Annotated in this window: 14 protein-coding genes; 6 read left to right on the forward strand and 8 right to left on the reverse strand. The window is 67.6% G+C overall.

All coding sequences use genetic code 11. The annotated features are described in order from the left end of the window. Positions 1-15 precede the first annotated feature (15 nt). The 3 genes from AC1Q7Q_RS14755 to AC1Q7Q_RS14765 form a co-directional block, all read right to left on the reverse strand. On the reverse strand, positions 16-1,125 hold the full coding sequence (locus AC1Q7Q_RS14755; RefSeq protein ID WP_183035408.1) for an ATP-binding protein: 1,110 nt from the start codon (positions 1,123-1,125) through the stop codon (positions 16-18). A gap of 102 nt (positions 1,126-1,227) precedes the next feature. Beyond that, positions 1,228-5,145, reverse strand: coding sequence for a DUF4132 domain-containing protein (locus AC1Q7Q_RS14760; RefSeq protein ID WP_492387178.1), 3,918 nt, complete (start codon positions 5,143-5,145; stop codon positions 1,228-1,230). A gap of 192 nt (positions 5,146-5,337) precedes the next feature. Continuing rightward, positions 5,338-6,228, reverse strand: coding sequence for a LysR family transcriptional regulator (locus AC1Q7Q_RS14765; RefSeq protein ID WP_492375926.1), 891 nt, complete (start codon positions 6,226-6,228; stop codon positions 5,338-5,340). Positions 6,229-6,328: 100 nt separating this feature from the next. Here AC1Q7Q_RS14765 and AC1Q7Q_RS14770 point away from each other — a divergent pair, with 100 nt between their 5' ends. After that, positions 6,329-8,305, forward strand: coding sequence for an alkyl/aryl-sulfatase (locus AC1Q7Q_RS14770; protein ID WP_492375925.1), 1,977 nt, complete (start codon positions 6,329-6,331; stop codon positions 8,303-8,305). A gap of 34 nt (positions 8,306-8,339) precedes the next feature. Here the strand turns inward: AC1Q7Q_RS14770 and AC1Q7Q_RS14775 are convergent, their stop codons facing one another. Beyond that, on the reverse strand, positions 8,340-9,269 hold the full coding sequence (locus tag AC1Q7Q_RS14775; protein WP_253928788.1) for a LysR family transcriptional regulator: 930 nt from the start codon (positions 9,267-9,269) through the stop codon (positions 8,340-8,342). A gap of 140 nt (positions 9,270-9,409) precedes the next feature. On the opposite strand from AC1Q7Q_RS14775, the gene AC1Q7Q_RS14780 reads away from it, so the two are divergent. Genes AC1Q7Q_RS14780 through AC1Q7Q_RS14790 form a run of 3 tightly spaced genes read left to right on the forward strand, consistent with a single transcriptional unit; the run spans position 9,410 to position 11,681 of the window. After that, entirely contained in the window at positions 9,410-10,111 is a 702-nt protein-coding gene (locus AC1Q7Q_RS14780) for an HAD family hydrolase (protein WP_492375924.1), read from the forward strand. A gap of 21 nt (positions 10,112-10,132) precedes the next feature. After that, positions 10,133-11,278, forward strand: a complete 1,146-nt coding sequence (locus tag AC1Q7Q_RS14785) for a DSD1 family PLP-dependent enzyme (protein WP_492375923.1) — start codon at positions 10,133-10,135, stop codon at positions 11,276-11,278. Further along, positions 11,268-11,681: a RidA family protein gene (locus tag AC1Q7Q_RS14790; RefSeq protein WP_492375922.1), complete on the forward strand. Its 414-nt coding sequence runs from the start codon at positions 11,268-11,270 to the stop codon at positions 11,679-11,681. Before AC1Q7Q_RS14785 ends, AC1Q7Q_RS14790 begins: the two co-directional genes overlap by 11 nt. Before the next feature lie 32 nt (positions 11,682-11,713). Here the strand turns inward: AC1Q7Q_RS14790 and AC1Q7Q_RS14795 are convergent, their stop codons facing one another. The 4 genes from AC1Q7Q_RS14795 to AC1Q7Q_RS14810 all read right to left on the reverse strand — a co-directional run bounded on the left by AC1Q7Q_RS14795 (position 11,714) and on the right by AC1Q7Q_RS14810 (position 13,866). Further along, a complete protein-coding gene (locus AC1Q7Q_RS14795; RefSeq protein ID WP_492375921.1) occupies positions 11,714-12,799 on the reverse strand; it encodes an SRPBCC domain-containing protein in 1,086 nt (361 codons plus the stop codon). Then, positions 12,796-13,179 (reverse strand): ArsR/SmtB family transcription factor, encoded by a 384-nt coding sequence (locus AC1Q7Q_RS14800; protein ID WP_492375920.1) that lies wholly within the window; start codon positions 13,177-13,179, stop codon positions 12,796-12,798. The genes AC1Q7Q_RS14795 and AC1Q7Q_RS14800 overlap by 4 nt, the downstream gene beginning before the upstream one ends. 75 nt (positions 13,180-13,254) lie before the next feature. Then, complete coding sequence (locus AC1Q7Q_RS14805; protein WP_492375919.1) at positions 13,255-13,584, reverse strand: hypothetical protein; 330 nt, start codon at positions 13,582-13,584, stop codon at positions 13,255-13,257. A gap of 78 nt (positions 13,585-13,662) precedes the next feature. After that, the gene (locus AC1Q7Q_RS14810) at positions 13,663-13,866 is read right to left on the reverse strand and encodes a CopG family transcriptional regulator (protein ID WP_492375918.1); all 204 of its coding nucleotides are present in this window, start codon (positions 13,864-13,866) and stop codon (positions 13,663-13,665) included. A 327-nt stretch (positions 13,867-14,193) separates the two neighbouring features. Here AC1Q7Q_RS14810 and AC1Q7Q_RS14815 point away from each other — a divergent pair, with 327 nt between their 5' ends. After that, a complete protein-coding gene (locus AC1Q7Q_RS14815; RefSeq protein WP_492375917.1) occupies positions 14,194-15,009 on the forward strand; it encodes a fused MFS/spermidine synthase in 816 nt (271 codons plus the stop codon). A 124-nt stretch (positions 15,010-15,133) separates the two neighbouring features. Further along, entirely contained in the window at positions 15,134-15,481 is a 348-nt protein-coding gene (locus AC1Q7Q_RS14820; RefSeq protein WP_492375916.1) for a YkgJ family cysteine cluster protein, read from the forward strand. Position 15,482 lies beyond the last annotated feature (1 nt).

Consider the following 15,482-nt stretch of genomic DNA (forward strand, 5'->3'; position numbering starts at 1 on the left):
GGGCTGCGTGGCGTATCAAGGCAGGCGGTCGCGCGCGGCGAAATAGGCCTGCCAGTGCGATCCGGCGCGGCGCGAGACCTTTTGTTCGAAGTAGCGGCGCAGCTTGGCGCGGTCGTCGGCGTTGTCCTTGACCACGGTGCCGCCGATGCAGTCGACCAGGTCAGCCGGGCTGCCATCGCGTTGCTCCAGGAACCATGCGCGCACGCCCACCGCGTGCGCCACGTTCACGGCCTCGGCGGTGGACATGACTGCGCTCATGCGCTCGGCGCCGCCCTCATCCGCGTTGCGGCGCGGCTGCGTGCCCTGCCCGCGCAAGTCGCGGAAGGTGGTGACCAGCAACTCCAGCACCGGCTCCGGCACGCGCCGGGGAATGCCGCTGCGCGCCAGCAAGCGTGCCGAGGCCTGCTCCACCAGTTCCAGCTCGCGCTGGAAATCCAGGATCGGGAACACCGTCTCGAAATCAAAGCGGCGCTTGAGCGCCGCGCTCATCTCGTTGACGCCGCGGTCGCGCGTGTTGGCGGTGGCGATGATGTTGAAGCCTTCTCGCGCGTACAGCATGCCGGCGGCGCCTTCGAGCTCCGGCACCGCCATCACGCGGTCCGACAGCATGGCCAGCAGGCAGTCCTGCACCTCCAGCGGCGTGCGGGTGATTTCCTCGAAGCGCACGATGCGGCCCTGCTGCATGCCGAGATACAGCGGCGCGGGCACCAGCGCGCGCTGGCTCGGGCCCTCGTTGATCAGCAGCGCGTAGTTCCAGCCGTACTTGATCTGGTCCTCGGTGACCGAGGCTCCGCCCTGGATGGTCAGCGTGGAGGTGCCGCTGACGGCCGCCGCCAGCAACTCCGAGAGCAGCGACTTGGCGGTGCCGGGCTCGCCCACCAGCATGAGCCCGCGCCCGGTGGCCAGCGTGACCAGCGCCCGCTCGATCATGGCCGCCGGGGCCACCAGCTTGGCGGCGATATCGCTGCCGGCATCGCCCAGGATAAAGCGGCGCGCGGCGGTCAGCGACAGCGCCCAGCCTGGTGGGCGCGGCGCATCGTCGGTGGCGGCCAGCCGCGCCAGTTCGTCCGCGTAGAGCAGCTCGGCGGGCGGGCGCTGGAGCGTGGGGCTTGTCTTGTCAACCATGGTGGTTTTCCATTGGTGCGTTCAGCGGCGCCATCAGGAGCGGCGGGATAGGGGGCCGCGGAATAAGGAGCCGCGGGATAGGGGATGCATGGACGCAGGCGTTCATGCGCGCAGGCTCTCCATGTCGCGGATCAGTTCGCTGGCGGCGATCGGGTCGAGCCCGGCGAACTTCTTGCCGCCGTTACGGGCGATGCCCCAGCCGTGCGCGTCCACGCCGAACTGCAGGCTTTGCAAGGTCTGCTCCGGATATTCGTCGGGCATGCCCACGATCATGCCGGGATCGAACGTCAGTTCGATGGCCCGTCCACCCTCGACCTGCTTGGTGTAGTACCAGATGCCGCCACCGTCCTGCGCCGCGCCGCGCCGCCAGCCGCGGTTGGCCAGGCCGAACAGCTTGCCGGTGGGGATGACCACGCCCTTCCAGCGATCCAGGTCGATGGCCTGCCGCTCGGCCTCGGTCAGCGCGTAGGTGTCGCGGCCAATCTGCGCAAAGGGCTGCAGTAGTTCGTAGTCGGCGAACAGCTGGCCGAAGGCGGCGGCATCTGCGGCCGGCAATTCCAGCGCGTGGGGAATGCCCACGCGGATATCCTCGCCTTGCGGCAGCACGTAAGCATCGTCGTCGGCCGTGGTGTAGCTGCCGTCCTCGGCCACGCGAAAGCACGCCAGGAGTTCGCCGCCGCTGTCGCTGCCGTGCGCCACGCGGTACACGCCCCACGCCAGCCGCTGCACCAGGTGGCGCACCAGCGGATGCTGCGCCAGGAAGGGCTCGAACACCGCGGCGCTCCAGCGCCGGCGCGCGCACATGGCCAGCTCCAGGCGCAGCACCTGCTGGCTGGCGATGGTGCGGGCGTCTTTCTTGAGCGCCTTGAAGCGTTCCACGGCTTCCTTGGACAGCGCCGCGTCGTCGGTTTTCTTGGGCTTGGGCAGGTCGGCCAGGCGTGCGCCATCGGTGTCGCGCACGAAGGGCTTGAGGGCTTCGTCGAAGCCAACACGGAACTGGCGCGGCCCGAAATCCAGCAGCAACGTGCCATGCGCGTCCAGCCCAAGGTCGGGCGCGAGGCGGTCTTCGAGCTCTTCGAGCGAGAGCCCGCGCGCCTCGGCCACTTCGTCGATCTTCTCGCGGGCACGATCCTGCAAGCCCTTGAACTTGACCTTCTGCGCAATGCCGTTGAGGTGCATCAGCGCCACGTCACTGCCGATCAGGGCGAGCACATCCAGCCCGGCCACGGCGCGCGCATGCGCGGCCTCGCCGGGCCAGGCGCGGATATACGGGGTGAGCCGGCGCGCGGTATCGTCGTTGCCGAGCACGCCCAGCGCGCTCAGCGCCCAGCTCTCCTTGGCAGGCGCATTGACCAGCAGCCACGCCGCGAAATTGTCCCAGGCGAAGTCCGCCAGCGACTCCGGCGTGCAAGCCGCCTTGACCATGTCCAGGCCCGGATAGCGCCCTTGCGCCGCGGGAAACGCCAGCATGGTGCCCAGGTGCTGCAAGGCTGAATCCGGCAGCGGCTTGCCGGCCCCCGTGCCGGTGGCGAGCACGGGGCGGCGGAAGCTGCCTGGCTGGTAGAACTCGGGCAGCTTGGGCAGCTTGGCCGGGAAGCGCTGCAGCGGATCTTCATCCAGCACCCCGCGCACGGCGGCCACGATGGCGAGGTCCGCGTCGCGCTGGGCGAAACGCTCGGCCACGTCCATCACCAGCGCCTCGTGCCCCTCGCCGGCCAGCATGCGCAGCGCCGTGGCGGCGTTGTCGCGCGTCTCGCCAATGCGGCCCACCGCGGCCGGGATCAGGCCGGCGACGGCATGCTCCGGATGGCGCAGCAGCCAGGCCCGGCCCACTTCGCGCAGCGACTTGAGCCTGACCAGCGCGCGCGCCGCCGGCGCCGCCAGCTCGACCGCGCCAAACGGCATCGCCAGCGGCAGCCCCTCGGTGGGCGCGCGGCGCACCGTGCCCAGCACGCCGGGCAGTACCCGCAGGCCGAACCTGGCTGCCATATAAGTGTCGTTGTGGGTTGTGCTCTGCGCGGCCACCATATTGAACAGCGGCAGTGCCAGTTCCTCGGGCAGCAAGGCCGCCATCATGGCATCGAGCGAGCACCAGCTGGTGAGCTTGCGCAAGGCCTGCCAGGCGGCGAACAGCGCCTGCACATCGCGCTGGCGAATCGCCAGCATGGCCTGTTCGAGCAGGCCGGATTGTTTGCCGCGTGCGTTGCCGAACCCCAGGTCGCTCGCCAGCAGTTGCACATCACGGGCCTTGGCCTGGTCGTAGCGACGCACCTGCCAGTCGCTCATCGACGCCCATTCCTCGCGCTTGCCCTCGGCCCAGCGCTCGACCGCGGGAAGATCCAGCGGCGCCAGCGTCAGCGGGCCGACGGCGGCAACGCGCTTCTTGCCAAGCCAGGGCGGATCGGCCAGCACCGTGGGCAGGTCCTCAACGGCGGCCGCCTCGGCAGGCTGCGCCAGCCTGGCCTGCAGTTGCCTCATCAGGTCGCCCTCGGCCGGGCTCAACCACGGCAGCACGCGCTCGGCCCCGGCGGCATGCGCCTGCAGCAGCGCGGCCAGGCTGGCCGTGTACAGGCTGGCATCCTTGCCACCGGCAAGCGCCAGGCCGGGCAAGGCCCCAAGCGCCGCCAACGGCCAGCGGGCGGTAGCCTGCTGGAAGCGCGCCATGGCGGGCTTGCCGTTGGTCGCCACCCGCGCCAGCGCGGCAACGGCGTCGGGCAGGCCGATGGCCGCCAGGCCTTCGCCAGCCTCTTCGATGGCCGCGCCTGGCGCCAGGATGGGCAACGCATCGGCGCCGCGCTCGCGCAGCACGGTGGCCACCATGGTCTCCACGCCCCAGAAATTGCTGCCCCAGCCCTCCACCTTCTGCCGCTGCGCGAGCGCAAGCGCCACAGGATCGGTCACGGTCATCTGCAGCCAGTGCAGCGACGCCGGCGCCTGTGGCCCTTGCAGGCGCTGCGCGGTCTCGTTGCTGAGCTCGGGCAGGTCGGGCAGCAGCATGGCCATGACCGGCTGGCGCGACGGCGGCAGCAGCGGCAGGGCCGCGCGGATCTTGTCCGCGCAGGCTTGCCACTGCGCAGGCTCGGCACGCGCCAGCAGGGCGCGCAGCGCCCACTCGGCATCGCTGTGGATGCCCGCGTAGCCGGTGCCGTGCGCACTGTCGACGTTGTCGTTCAGGCTCAGGCGGCGCTTGCGCGTATCGCGCACCCAGCCGAGCTCCGTGCCCATGGTCTGCGCGGTCAGCAACGCATCCACCGCGCCTTCCAGGCCGAGCCGGCCCGCCATGAAGGCCATGCCATTGGCGCCCAGTTCCACGTCGTCGCGGTAGTGCTGGGAGGACAGCTTGACGAGGATCGTCATCAGCACCGCGTCGGACGCGGGCGAGCCCTCCATGCGGCGGCTTTCCACGCGCTGCCATGCCTCGGCATAAGCGGCCTGCCAATGGGCGGCACTGGCGTCGATTTCCGGCTGCAAGTGCTTGAGCAGGGATTCGCGCACGCGCAGCCAGGCCCGCATCGGGTCCAGCGGCTCGGCGGGCGCGGTGCCGGGATGGCGCCGGCTGGGCTGGGCCAGGTCCTTGAGCGATTCCGGCATCAGCTCGGCGGCGCCCCCCTCCAGCCAGGGCGGCGAATCGCCACGCGCGGCAGGCACGATGACGGCAGCAGGCGGCGCAACGGGTTCCGGTGCTTGCGCCCGGGGCGCAGAGGCCGGGGCGGTATCCTGGGGAATGGCGGCGGCGGCGGGCGCGGCGGCCCGGGGGGCGGGGGCGGCAGCAGGCGCCGGCGGCGCCGTGGCCCCGATGCTGGCGCCGGCCGCTACCTGCGCCTCCACATAGCCTTTGCCGGTTTTTTCGGCAATCAGCTTGGTCATTGCCGCAGCCGCCTTGGCGGCATCGGCAAACGGCTTGCTCTGGCTCTGGCCATGGGTGCCGATCTTGCCCCAGCGCAGGTTGAGCTGCGCGTCGTCCTGTTCCACTTCCCAGAATTTGCTGGAGCTGTCGCTGCGGAATTCGAAACGCCTCATACCTTGCTTTTCCTTTGGCTTCACATCGTCGACAAACCCACCGGGCAACGGGAATCGCCGTGGGTTCGGCGGGCGGCTATGCGGGTTTCCCGCCTGGCTGCGCCTCGCGCCCGCCCGATATGTTAAGAGAAAGGTACATTTTCGCAAACAAAGTTACATTTAGTTGGCTTTTGATTGGCGCTGGCGCGCCAATCAAGCGGCGGCCAGCACGGCTGCCACCGCCCTTTCCGCCGCCGGCGACAGCGTGCGCTGCGCCAGGTGCACGACGACAAAGTCCATGGCCATGGGGACCATGCTTGCCAGCGCCAGCGCTACCAGCGCGCCGCTCTCCAGCTCCGCCCTGAGCGCCCGCGCGGGCGCCAGCAGCACCACATCGGATTGGCACGCCAGATGCCTGAGCGCATGAAAATCATTGCTCTGCACCTGAAACGGCAGGCTCTCGCCCGGCCGGCAGCCGAGCAGCCTGCGCAACTGGTCGTGGCCTTGATCCGGCAACGGCACGGACACCAGCGTAGCCTCGCGCAATTGCGCCGGCGTGACACGCCCGCCCGCAAGGGGATGGCCCGGGCGCGCGAACCAGCCCGATGGCTCGGGCCGCAGGCGCCGGACTTCCAGCTCTGCCGCCGCCGGCATGGTACGGCGCTCGGCAACCAGAAAATCCAGCGTCTCCGCGTGCAGGGCGGCGAGCAGCGCCGGGGCGCTGTTGACCTCGGCCTTCACCCGCAGCTTCGGCCAGTCCCGGTTGAGGGCGCACAGTACCCCGGGCAGCAGGATGGCGGCGGGAAACGGCCCCATCCCCATCTGCACGCTGCCGATCTCATGCTGCTGCACCAGCGTGAGGTCTCGCGCCAGGCAACGCGTCTCGAACAAGATCCGCCGTGCCCGCTCCGCCACCATGCGCCCGGCCGCGGTCAGCGCCACGCCGCGCGGGCCGCGATCGAACAGCGGCATGCCAGCCTCCGCCTCCAGTGCCTGGATGCTGCGGGTCAGCGCGGGCTGGCTCAGGTGCACACGGCGGGCGGCCCCCGCCAGCGAGCCCTCTTCCGCCACCGCGATCAGGTGCTCCAGCCGTTTCAGGTTCAAGACATGCGCTCCTTGCATCGCTGAGATAAAAAACTTGCAATTGAATTATAGGTGGCGGTGGACTCCAATAGACGTCCTCTTCGTTTCGCCGAGCCTTGCCATGCCCCTTCGCCGCACCCTCCCCGCCATCCTGGCGCTCGTTGCCTTCCAGTCCGCCACCGCCCAGACGGCCAGCGCGCCTGCCTCGCCCGTCACCGCGCAAGCCAATGCGGCATGGCTGCAGGCACTGCCCTTTGGCGACCGGCAGGATTTCGAGGATGCGCACCGTGGCCTGGTGGCCCGCTTCCCCGAAGGCACCATCCGCGGCGCGGACGGCCGCGTGGCATGGGACTTCAACGCCTACGCCTTCGAGCGCGCCGATGCCGCGCCGGCCACGGTGAACCCGAGCCTGTGGCGGCTCGCGCAGTTGAACAATGAAGCCGGCCTGTTCAAGGTCACCGACCGCCTCTATCAGGTGCGCGGGGCCGACCTGTCGAACATGAACATCATCGAAGGCGACACCGGCATCATCGTGATGGACCCGCTGATCACTGCCGAGACCGCGCGCGCGGCGCTGGCGCTGTACTATGCGCACCGGCCGCGCAAGCCGGTGGTCGCCGTGATCTACACGCACAGCCACGTCGACCATTTCGGCGGCGCCAAGGGCATCGTCGACGAAGCCGACGTGAAGGCCGGCAAGGTGGCGGTGATCGCGCCGGCGGGCTTCATGGAAGAGGCCATCAGCGAGAACGTGCTGGCGGGCAACGCCATGAGCCGGCGCGCGCAATACATGTACGGCACCACCCTGCCCCGCAGCGCGACGGGCCAAGTCGACGCGGGCCTGGGCAAGGCCACCTCGCGCGGCACGGTCACGCTGCTGGCGCCCACCGATCTCATCGCCAAGACCATCGACACCCGCCGCATCGACGGCATCGACATCGAGTTCCAGCTCACCCCCGGCACCGAGGCGCCGGCCGAGATGAACCTCTACTTCCCGCAGCTGCGCACGCTGTGCATCGCGGAGAACGCTGCCCGCACCCAGCACAACATCCTGACCATCCGCGGCGCGCAGGTGCGCGATGCCAAGGCCTGGTCGTTCTATATCGGCCAGGCGCTGGCCCGCTACGGCGAGCGCAGCGACATCCTGATCGCCCAGCACCACTGGCCCACCTGGGGCAAGGCGCGCATCAACGAGTTCCTGTCGGACCAGCGCGACATGTACGCCTACCTGAACGACCAGACGCTACGCCTGATGAACCAAGGCCTCACGCCCACGGACATTGCCGACACGCTGCGCAAGCTGCCTGAGCCGCTGGCCAGCAAATGGTATGCGCGCGACTACTACGGCTCGATCAGCCACAACGTGCGCGCCGTGTACCAGCGCTACCTCGGGTTCTACGATGGCAACCCGGCCCACCTGAACCCGTTGCCGCCGGTGCAGGGCGCGAAGAAGACGATCGAATGGATGGGCGGCGCGGACGCGGTCCTGGCCAAGGCGCGCGAAGCCTACGCCCGCGGCGAATACCGCTGGGTGGCGCAGATCGGCAACGAGCTGGTCTTTGCCGAGCCGGCCAACACCGCGGCACGCGCGCTACAGGCCGACGCGCTGGAGCAGCTTGGCTACCAGACCGAAAACGCGACCTGGCGCAATGCCTACCTGACCGGCGCGCAGGAACTGCGCAACGGCATCAAGCGGGGCGCGCCCAGCGGCACGACATCGCCCGACCTGGTGCGCGCGCTGACCGTGCCGCACTTCTTCGACTACCTGGCGGTGCGCCTGAATGCGGACAAGGCCGCCGGCAAGGCCATGACGCTGAACTGGAACTTCACCGACCTGCAAGAGCGCTACGCCATGACGCTGCGCAACAGCGCCCTGACCTACCTGGCCAACGCGCAATCCGCGCAGGCCACGGCAACCATCACGCTGGACAAGGCCACGCTCGACCGCATCAGCCTGAAGCAACTGACGCTGCCGGACGCGATCCGCGATGGCAGCATCCGCATTGACGGCAACCCGCAAGCGGTGGCGTCGCTGTTCGGCATGCTGGATACGTTTGACGGGTATTTCAGCATTGTGACGCCACAAGCGGCGCCCTGAGGGGGGACGGGCAGCACGTCACCGGCGAGGGCTTTTAGCGCGGTGGGGGCGGCCCTGGCTTGCCCAGGGCCGCCTCGAAAAACTGCATCAATGCCTGTACCCGCGCCGTGCGGCCCCGCCGCGTGGGCACCAGCAGGGTCACCGGCGCGCTGTCGAACTCCCAGCCGGCCAACACCCGGACCAGCGTGCCGCGCGCCACCGCATCCGCCGTATCCCACTCTGAGCGCAGCACCAGGCCAAGCCCCTGTTCCGCCCACTGGCGCGCCACGCTGCCATCGTTGGTCGTAAAGGCCGGGACAACGCGCAGCGTTTCGCGGGCCGATGGCCGCCGCGCTGTGCCGGAACCCGCCCGGCGAAAACGCCACAGCGTCACGTCCTCGTCGTTCTCGCGAATGCAGATGCACGCGTGCCCCAGCAAGTCGCGCGGCTCTTGCGGCGTGCCGTGGGCGCGCAGGTAGGCCGGGCTGGCGCACAGCCAGCGTTCATTGGGGGCGAGCGTGCGGGCAATCCAGGATGAGTCCCGCACGGCGCCGATATGCACTACCGCGTCCGAGTCATGCTTGTCCGGCCAGGGCACCTCGCGCAGATCCAGCTGCAGGCGCAAGCCGGGATGGCACTGCGCAAAGCGCGCGAGCACCGGCGCCACATGGTGCCGGCCATAGCCGAAGGGGGCGGCGACGCGCAGCGTGCCCGTCAGGCGGCTGTCTTCCCGGCGGAACGACTCGGGCAGCGCCTCCAGCTGCGCCAGCAGCGCAGCGCCTTCCTGCGCAAAGCGCTCGCCCTCGGGCGTGAGGCTCAGGCGACGGGCGGTGCGGGTGGCGAGCGCCAGGCCCAGCGTGGCCTCCAGCTTGCGCAGGCGCATGGACAGCGCTGGCGGCGTCACATTGAGCGCGCGGGCGGCTGCGCTCAGGGACGGGGCCTGCGCCAGCGCCTCGACCAGCCGCAGGTCTTCGATCTGGATCATTCACTTCAGCTTAACGATTGATGTTCCGGCATTTAACCACGGACCACGTACTCCTTCCTACACTGAGGGCCTGATGTTACGCAGCGCCGCAGCTCGGCTATTGCGCTATTGCGCTATTGCGCCCACACAAAAAGGAACGTATGGAAATCCTCGACCAATCGCCCGCCCCTGCCTGGCCCCGCGCCGTGCTGTTCGACCTGCTCACCGCGCTGCTGGATTCCTGGACCGTATGGAACGCCGCCGCCGGCTCGCAGGCGCAAGGCCGGGCCTGGCGCGCGGAGTACCTGAAGCGCACCTACGGCTGCGGCGCCTACGTTCCCTACGAGCAACTGGTGCGCGAGGCGGCCAGCCACGTGGGCCTGCCCGCCAGCGCGCCGGAGGCGCTCGACGCAGGCTGGGACAAGCTCCCCGCGTGGGACGGTGCCCGCGAACTGTTGCGTGCCCTGCGGCCGCATTGCCGCCTGGCGGTGGTCACGAACTGCTCCGAGCGGCTGGGGCGGCGCGCCGCGGACTTGCTGGAGATCGACTGGGATGTCGTGGTCACCTCCGAGCAAGCGGGCTTCTACAAGCCGGATCCGCGCCCCTACCAGCTCGCGCTGAAGCAGCTGGGCGTGCAGGCAACGGATGCCGCCTTTGTCGCGGGCTCGGGCTACGACATGTTCGGCACCTCGGCCGTGGGGCTGCGCACCTACTGGCACAACCGGGTCGGCCTGGCGCTGCCCGCCGGCGCGCCAGTGCCCGATGCGGAGTTCGCCACGCTGGAGCCCGCGCTGCCCTGGTTGCGGTCCTTTCATGCGGCAACCCCAACCCAGCCGCAGGCCAAAGTCCAATTGCTGGACTGACTGATCACTCTCAAGAACGCGATGAACACTGCCACCCACACACTGGCGAGCCTGGAAACACCGGCAGCGGTGATCGACCTCCCCCGCATGCAACACAACATCCAGCGCATGCAGTCGCGCATGGACGCGCTTGGCGTGCGGTTCCGCCCGCATGCCAAGACCAGCAAATGCTCGGCGGTCGTGCAAGCCCAGATCGATGCCGGGGCGCGCGGCATCACCGTTTCCACCCTGAAGGAAGCCGCGCATTTCTTTGCCGATGGCATGACGGACATTCTCTACGGCGTCGGCATGGTCTCGACCAAACTGCCCCAGGCCCTGGCGCTGCGCCGCCGGGGCTGCGACCTGAAGATCGTCACCGATAGCGTGACGTCCGCCGCGGCCATCGTCGCATTCGGTGCCGCGCATGGCGAGTCGTTCGAGGTCTGGATCGAGATCGACACCGATGGCCACCGCTCGGGCATCCGCCCGGACGAAGCCGCGCTGATCGACGTGGCCCGCGTGCTGCATGAAGGCGGGGCCCGCCTGGGCGGCGTGATGACGCACGCCGGCTCCAGCTACGACCTGGATACGCCCGAAGCCCTGGCGGCGATGGCGGAGCAGGAGCGGGCCGGCTGCGTCATGGCGGCCGAACGGCTGCGCGCGGCCGGGCTGCCATGCGCGGTGGTCAGCGTCGGATCGACCCCCACGGCGCTATCCGCAACGAGCCTGGAAGGCGTCACCGAGGTGCGCGCGGGCGTCTACGTGTTCTTCGACCTGGTGATGCGCAACGTCGGCGTATGCGCAACGCAAGACGTGGCGCTGAGCGTGCTGACCACCGTGATCGGGCACCAGGCGGACAAGGGCTGGGCCATCGTCGATGCCGGCTGGATGGCCATGAGCCGCGACCGTGGCACGCAAAAGCAGAAGTGCGATTTCGGCTACGGGCAGGTCTGCGGCATCGACGGCACCGTGCTCCCGGGCTATGTGCTCAGTGGCGCCAATCAGGAACATGGCATCGTGTCGCGGGAAGGCGCGCCCGAGCCGGACATCGCGACGCGCTTGCCCATCGGCACGGTGCTGCGCATCTTGCCCAACCACGCCTGCGCGACTGGCGCGCAGTTCCCCGAATATCACGCGCTTGCGCAAGATGGCACGCTCGCTACCTGGAGCCGGTTCCATGGATGGTGATCAGGCGAGCGCCGCGGTAAAGACGGTCAACCCTGCCGGGCTATCCGCGCCGGGCGGGCACTACAGCCATGCAACCGTGGCCAACGGCTTCGTGTTCGTATCCGGGCAGTTGCCCATCACGCCCGCCGGCGAAAAGCTCGCCGGCGCGCCCTTCGAAGATCAGGCGCGCCAGGTGCTGGCCAATGTGGAAGCGGCGCTGATCGCCGCCGGCAGTGGCATCGGCGGCCTGGCGCAGGTGCGGGTCTATGTGGACGCCATTGAAAACTGGCCGGCATTCAACGCCATCTTTGCGTCGTGGGCAGGCAGCGCGCGCCCGGCACGCGCCGTGGTGCCGACCGGCGCGCTGCACTTTGGCCTGAAAGTGGAGGTGGAAGCGGTGGCGGTGCTCCTGCCCGCTACGTAGCCGCTAAGCGGCTACGCAGCCAGGCGGTGGCGTCAGCCCATCTGCGGCTGCGTCGCGGCAAAGCTTGGCCGCTCGCGCATCACTGCCTGCGCGCGCCGCACGTTGGGGCACTTCTCCAGCAAGGCGGCGCCCTCGGGAAACATGCCGACGTACGCCAGGATTGGCGCGAGAAACAGGTCCGCCATCGACATCGCCGTACCGACCAGGTAATCGCGATTGCCGTAGGCTTCGTCGAACGCGCCTAGCTGCGTGGCCATCTCCGGCAGCGCGGCTTCGATCACCGCGCGGTCGGGCTGGCCGTTTTCGCCCTTGGGAAAGATGTACTGCAGTACGTAGCGGCGCACCATGGCATCGTAGGCATGGCAATTGATCACGCTGATCCACTGCTCGCAGCGCGCATGGCCAATGGCGCCAGATTGCTGCGGGAGCAGGCTCGGCCCCTCGAAGGCTTCCTCTATATAGGCCAGGATTGCGCGGGTCTCATAGAAGGAAAGCGGGCCATCGCTCAACACCGGAATGCGGCCGAACGGGCTATGCGCAAGCACCTCCGGCGAGTGCGGCGGCACGGGCTGCAGCTTGTAGGCCACGCCCTTTTCCTCCAGCGCCATGCGCACCGTGCGGCAATAGCTGCTGCGCGGGTCGCCGATCACGGTGATGGAGCCGGCGCTGCCCTCCGGATCCAGGAAATCGCTGAGGCGATTGAACACCGATTGCCAGCCGCCCGTGTGCGAATCGCGCTCGCCCGCCTCGGGAAAGCCGCTGTGGCGCATGTGCAGGTGGGTGCCGCCATCCTTGGCCGTCAGCGTGACCTCGATCAGCGTCTTGATCTCCGGCGGCATCGGGCCGGCTTCCCAGGCCCAGGTATAGGCGAGGAAGTCCGCCCGGTCGATTGCCTGATACTCGCCGCCCACGGTGTACCTGGCACCATCGCGCCCGCCCATCACGATGCGGTACTTGCCGCCGACCCGCGCATCGGCGCTAGCCTCCAGCACGTGCATGCCGCGCGGGCAATGCCACTCGGACAGCGCGGCCTGGCTGGTGAATGCATCGAACACCTTCTCGCGCGGAGCGCGGATGAAGCGGTCCATTTCCAGATGGAAGGTAGCAGCTTGGGTCATGATCTTTTCCCTCGGGCTTTGCCTGCGTTGCTGGTGCCTTCGGTCGAGCCCGCCGCATGGGTGCGTTCGACGAACTCGACGAGGCGATCGAGATTGCCCTCCCAATGGCGCCGGTAGGTGCTCAGCCAGTCATGCGCGTCGCGCAGCGCATCCGCACGCAGATGGCAGATGCGCCAGCGGGCGCTGACCTCCCGCTCGATCAGCCCGGCGTCCGCCAGCACGCGCAGGTGCTTGGAGATGGCCGGAGCCGACATGTCGAACGGCCGCGCCAACTCGCTCACCGGTGCCTCCCCTTCGGCCAGGCGCGCAAGGATGGCGCGGCGAGTGGGATCAGCCAGTGCGGCAAAGATGGGGGTCAGCGGGTCGGTGGAGGATGGCATGGCTTCATTTAACCAACAGGTTAAATGAAAGTCAAGAAAGTAGATGGCGTGCGGGCGGCGTGTTGCCGCACCCGGCTAGCTGACGCCAGCACCACGTACGGCAACGGAGCCTGGGGTTGTCCTAAGCCCAACGCGTCGCAATAGCGTCTGAATGGCAGCTGCGGCAACGTCATCCGTTTCGTGCACATCCTTGAGCACCGCCCGAATCCGCAAGGCCAGTGCTTCGGCAAGCCTTGCAGCAGTCACGCGCAGCGGACAAGAGTCGCATCGCGCATAAAGCGCAACATCCCTGACCAGGGTGTCGCCTCGATAGATAGCCACCAGGACCTTTGGTTGGTAGCTACCGTCGACGAGCGCCTTTGCGCGCGGCGTGACGCGATAAGTCACCGCCTCAAGCATGGACATCTTCCGATCGCTGCAAGAGCCTGCTCCAGTCTCGTCACTCGATGACAGCAGTATTGAAATCCGCGATGCGGACATCGGTCACTCGCCGTCCTTCTTGGCCAGAACCGTGGCGCCAACCTGGGGTCGGGTTGCATAGGCCACCCCATGCTGCTCCAGATAGTCGCGAATCAACTGACGCACGACCTGTGATGGCGTTTGATCCTGCGCCGCGCACAGTGCCTCAAAGGCCTTCTTCTTCACGGGGTCGATCAACACGGTGAAACGGGCAGTCTTGGATTCCATACGCTTCAGAGTAGTATTGTATGATAATAGCATTATCATTATATACAACTGATCGACCAAGTGCGGCCTGGCAACGGCCTTCGCCAGAAGGCTTTGAAGGCATGCCAGAACCACGCAATGCGATCTTTAAATATCTTTTATGCCCCTCAGGACCAATCCGACGACGCTTTTTCGGCCTGAGGCGGAAATCCGATGGCCTGGCGCCTGCAAGTTGCTTAGGGGCCGCTTTTCGTTTGAGGGCGATGTGGTAGACGCGACAATTGAGAAGTCATCGCCGCGCTGTTGACTGAGTGACAAATCGAATAACAAGCCTGATCGAGCCCGCAGATGGATCCCAGCCGTACATCCTTTGAAGCCTACTTGAAGTTCCTCTCCGAAGCCCCTGACGACGGCACCCCGACTGTGCTGGAAACCCCGCTTGCACTTTCACTGCATTTCGATGCGCTGGCGACCCAAAGCATCATGTCGCGGCATGACCCCGACAAGCTTGTGCTCGGCTACACACGGACGATGATGGCATTTCTGCTGCTGCAGCCGGCACCCACCAGGATCTCGATGATTGGCCTGGGCGGGGGATCATTGCTCAAGTATTGCTATCGGCATCTTCCGCAGGCAAAGGTTGTTGCCATTGAAATCGATCCGGCAGTGATCGCCTTGCGCGATACGTTTCACATTCCGCCCGACGACGAGCGGCTCGAAGTGGTCTGCGCGGATGGCGCCGAGTACGTCAAGAGTCAGGACGCGCGGCCGGAGGTCATCCTGGTGGATGGCTTTCTCGCCCATGGCATGCCGACACAACTGGGGAACGCCGCCTTCTACGCAGCGTGCCATGCGCGGCTCGCCGACGACGGGGTATTGGTGGCCAACTTCCTCGACAGCGATGCTGATATCCCGTTCTACCTGGAAGAGATCCGTTCGGTGTTCGGCGAGTCATTTTCCATTGCCCTGTCCGAGGACAGTTGCAACTACACGCTGTTCGCGTGGAAGGGGGCGCGGGCGCTTCCCTCCCAGGACGAGCTGCTGACGCGGGCTCGCGCCCTGGAAACCACGCACCCGCTGAATCTGCGATCGGCCGCGCGTCGCCTGAAACAAGGCAAACGGCTCGCGTCGGATCGCATATTCTGGCAAAAGCTCGCGGGCTGAAGGACACGGCCTGAATGGCTATCGCAGCGAGCCGTGAATGTTCCGCACCCGATGCCTGGGCGTACGCAAGCGGCCACCAGGCCAATCATAGGTACGCAGGCAGGCCAATGAAGAGGGACGTCAAATGATCAGTCAAAAAATCAGGTTCTTCCGCTCACGGATTCCCGCATTCGCGTGCACCCCGGGCTGCCACGACTGCTGTGGGCCGGTGATGACCTCGACGCACGAGATGTCGAGGCTTCCCGTCAAAAGCGATGCCGAGCACGAAGCCGCGCTGACAGACCTCAGTTGCCCTCATCTTGGCAGCCAGGGTTGCCAGGTCTATGCCGAGCGCCCGTTGATCTGCCGCTTGTTCGGCACGACGCCGCGGCTGGCCTGCCCGAATGGGAACCGGCCCGAGGAGATGGTCGATCCGGACATAGATCGCCAGATTCAACGCTTCTTCGTTGAAACACGTCACGTGCTGGTTTGAA

This window comes from Cupriavidus sp. GW823-FHT07A04 (assembly GCF_058794615.1).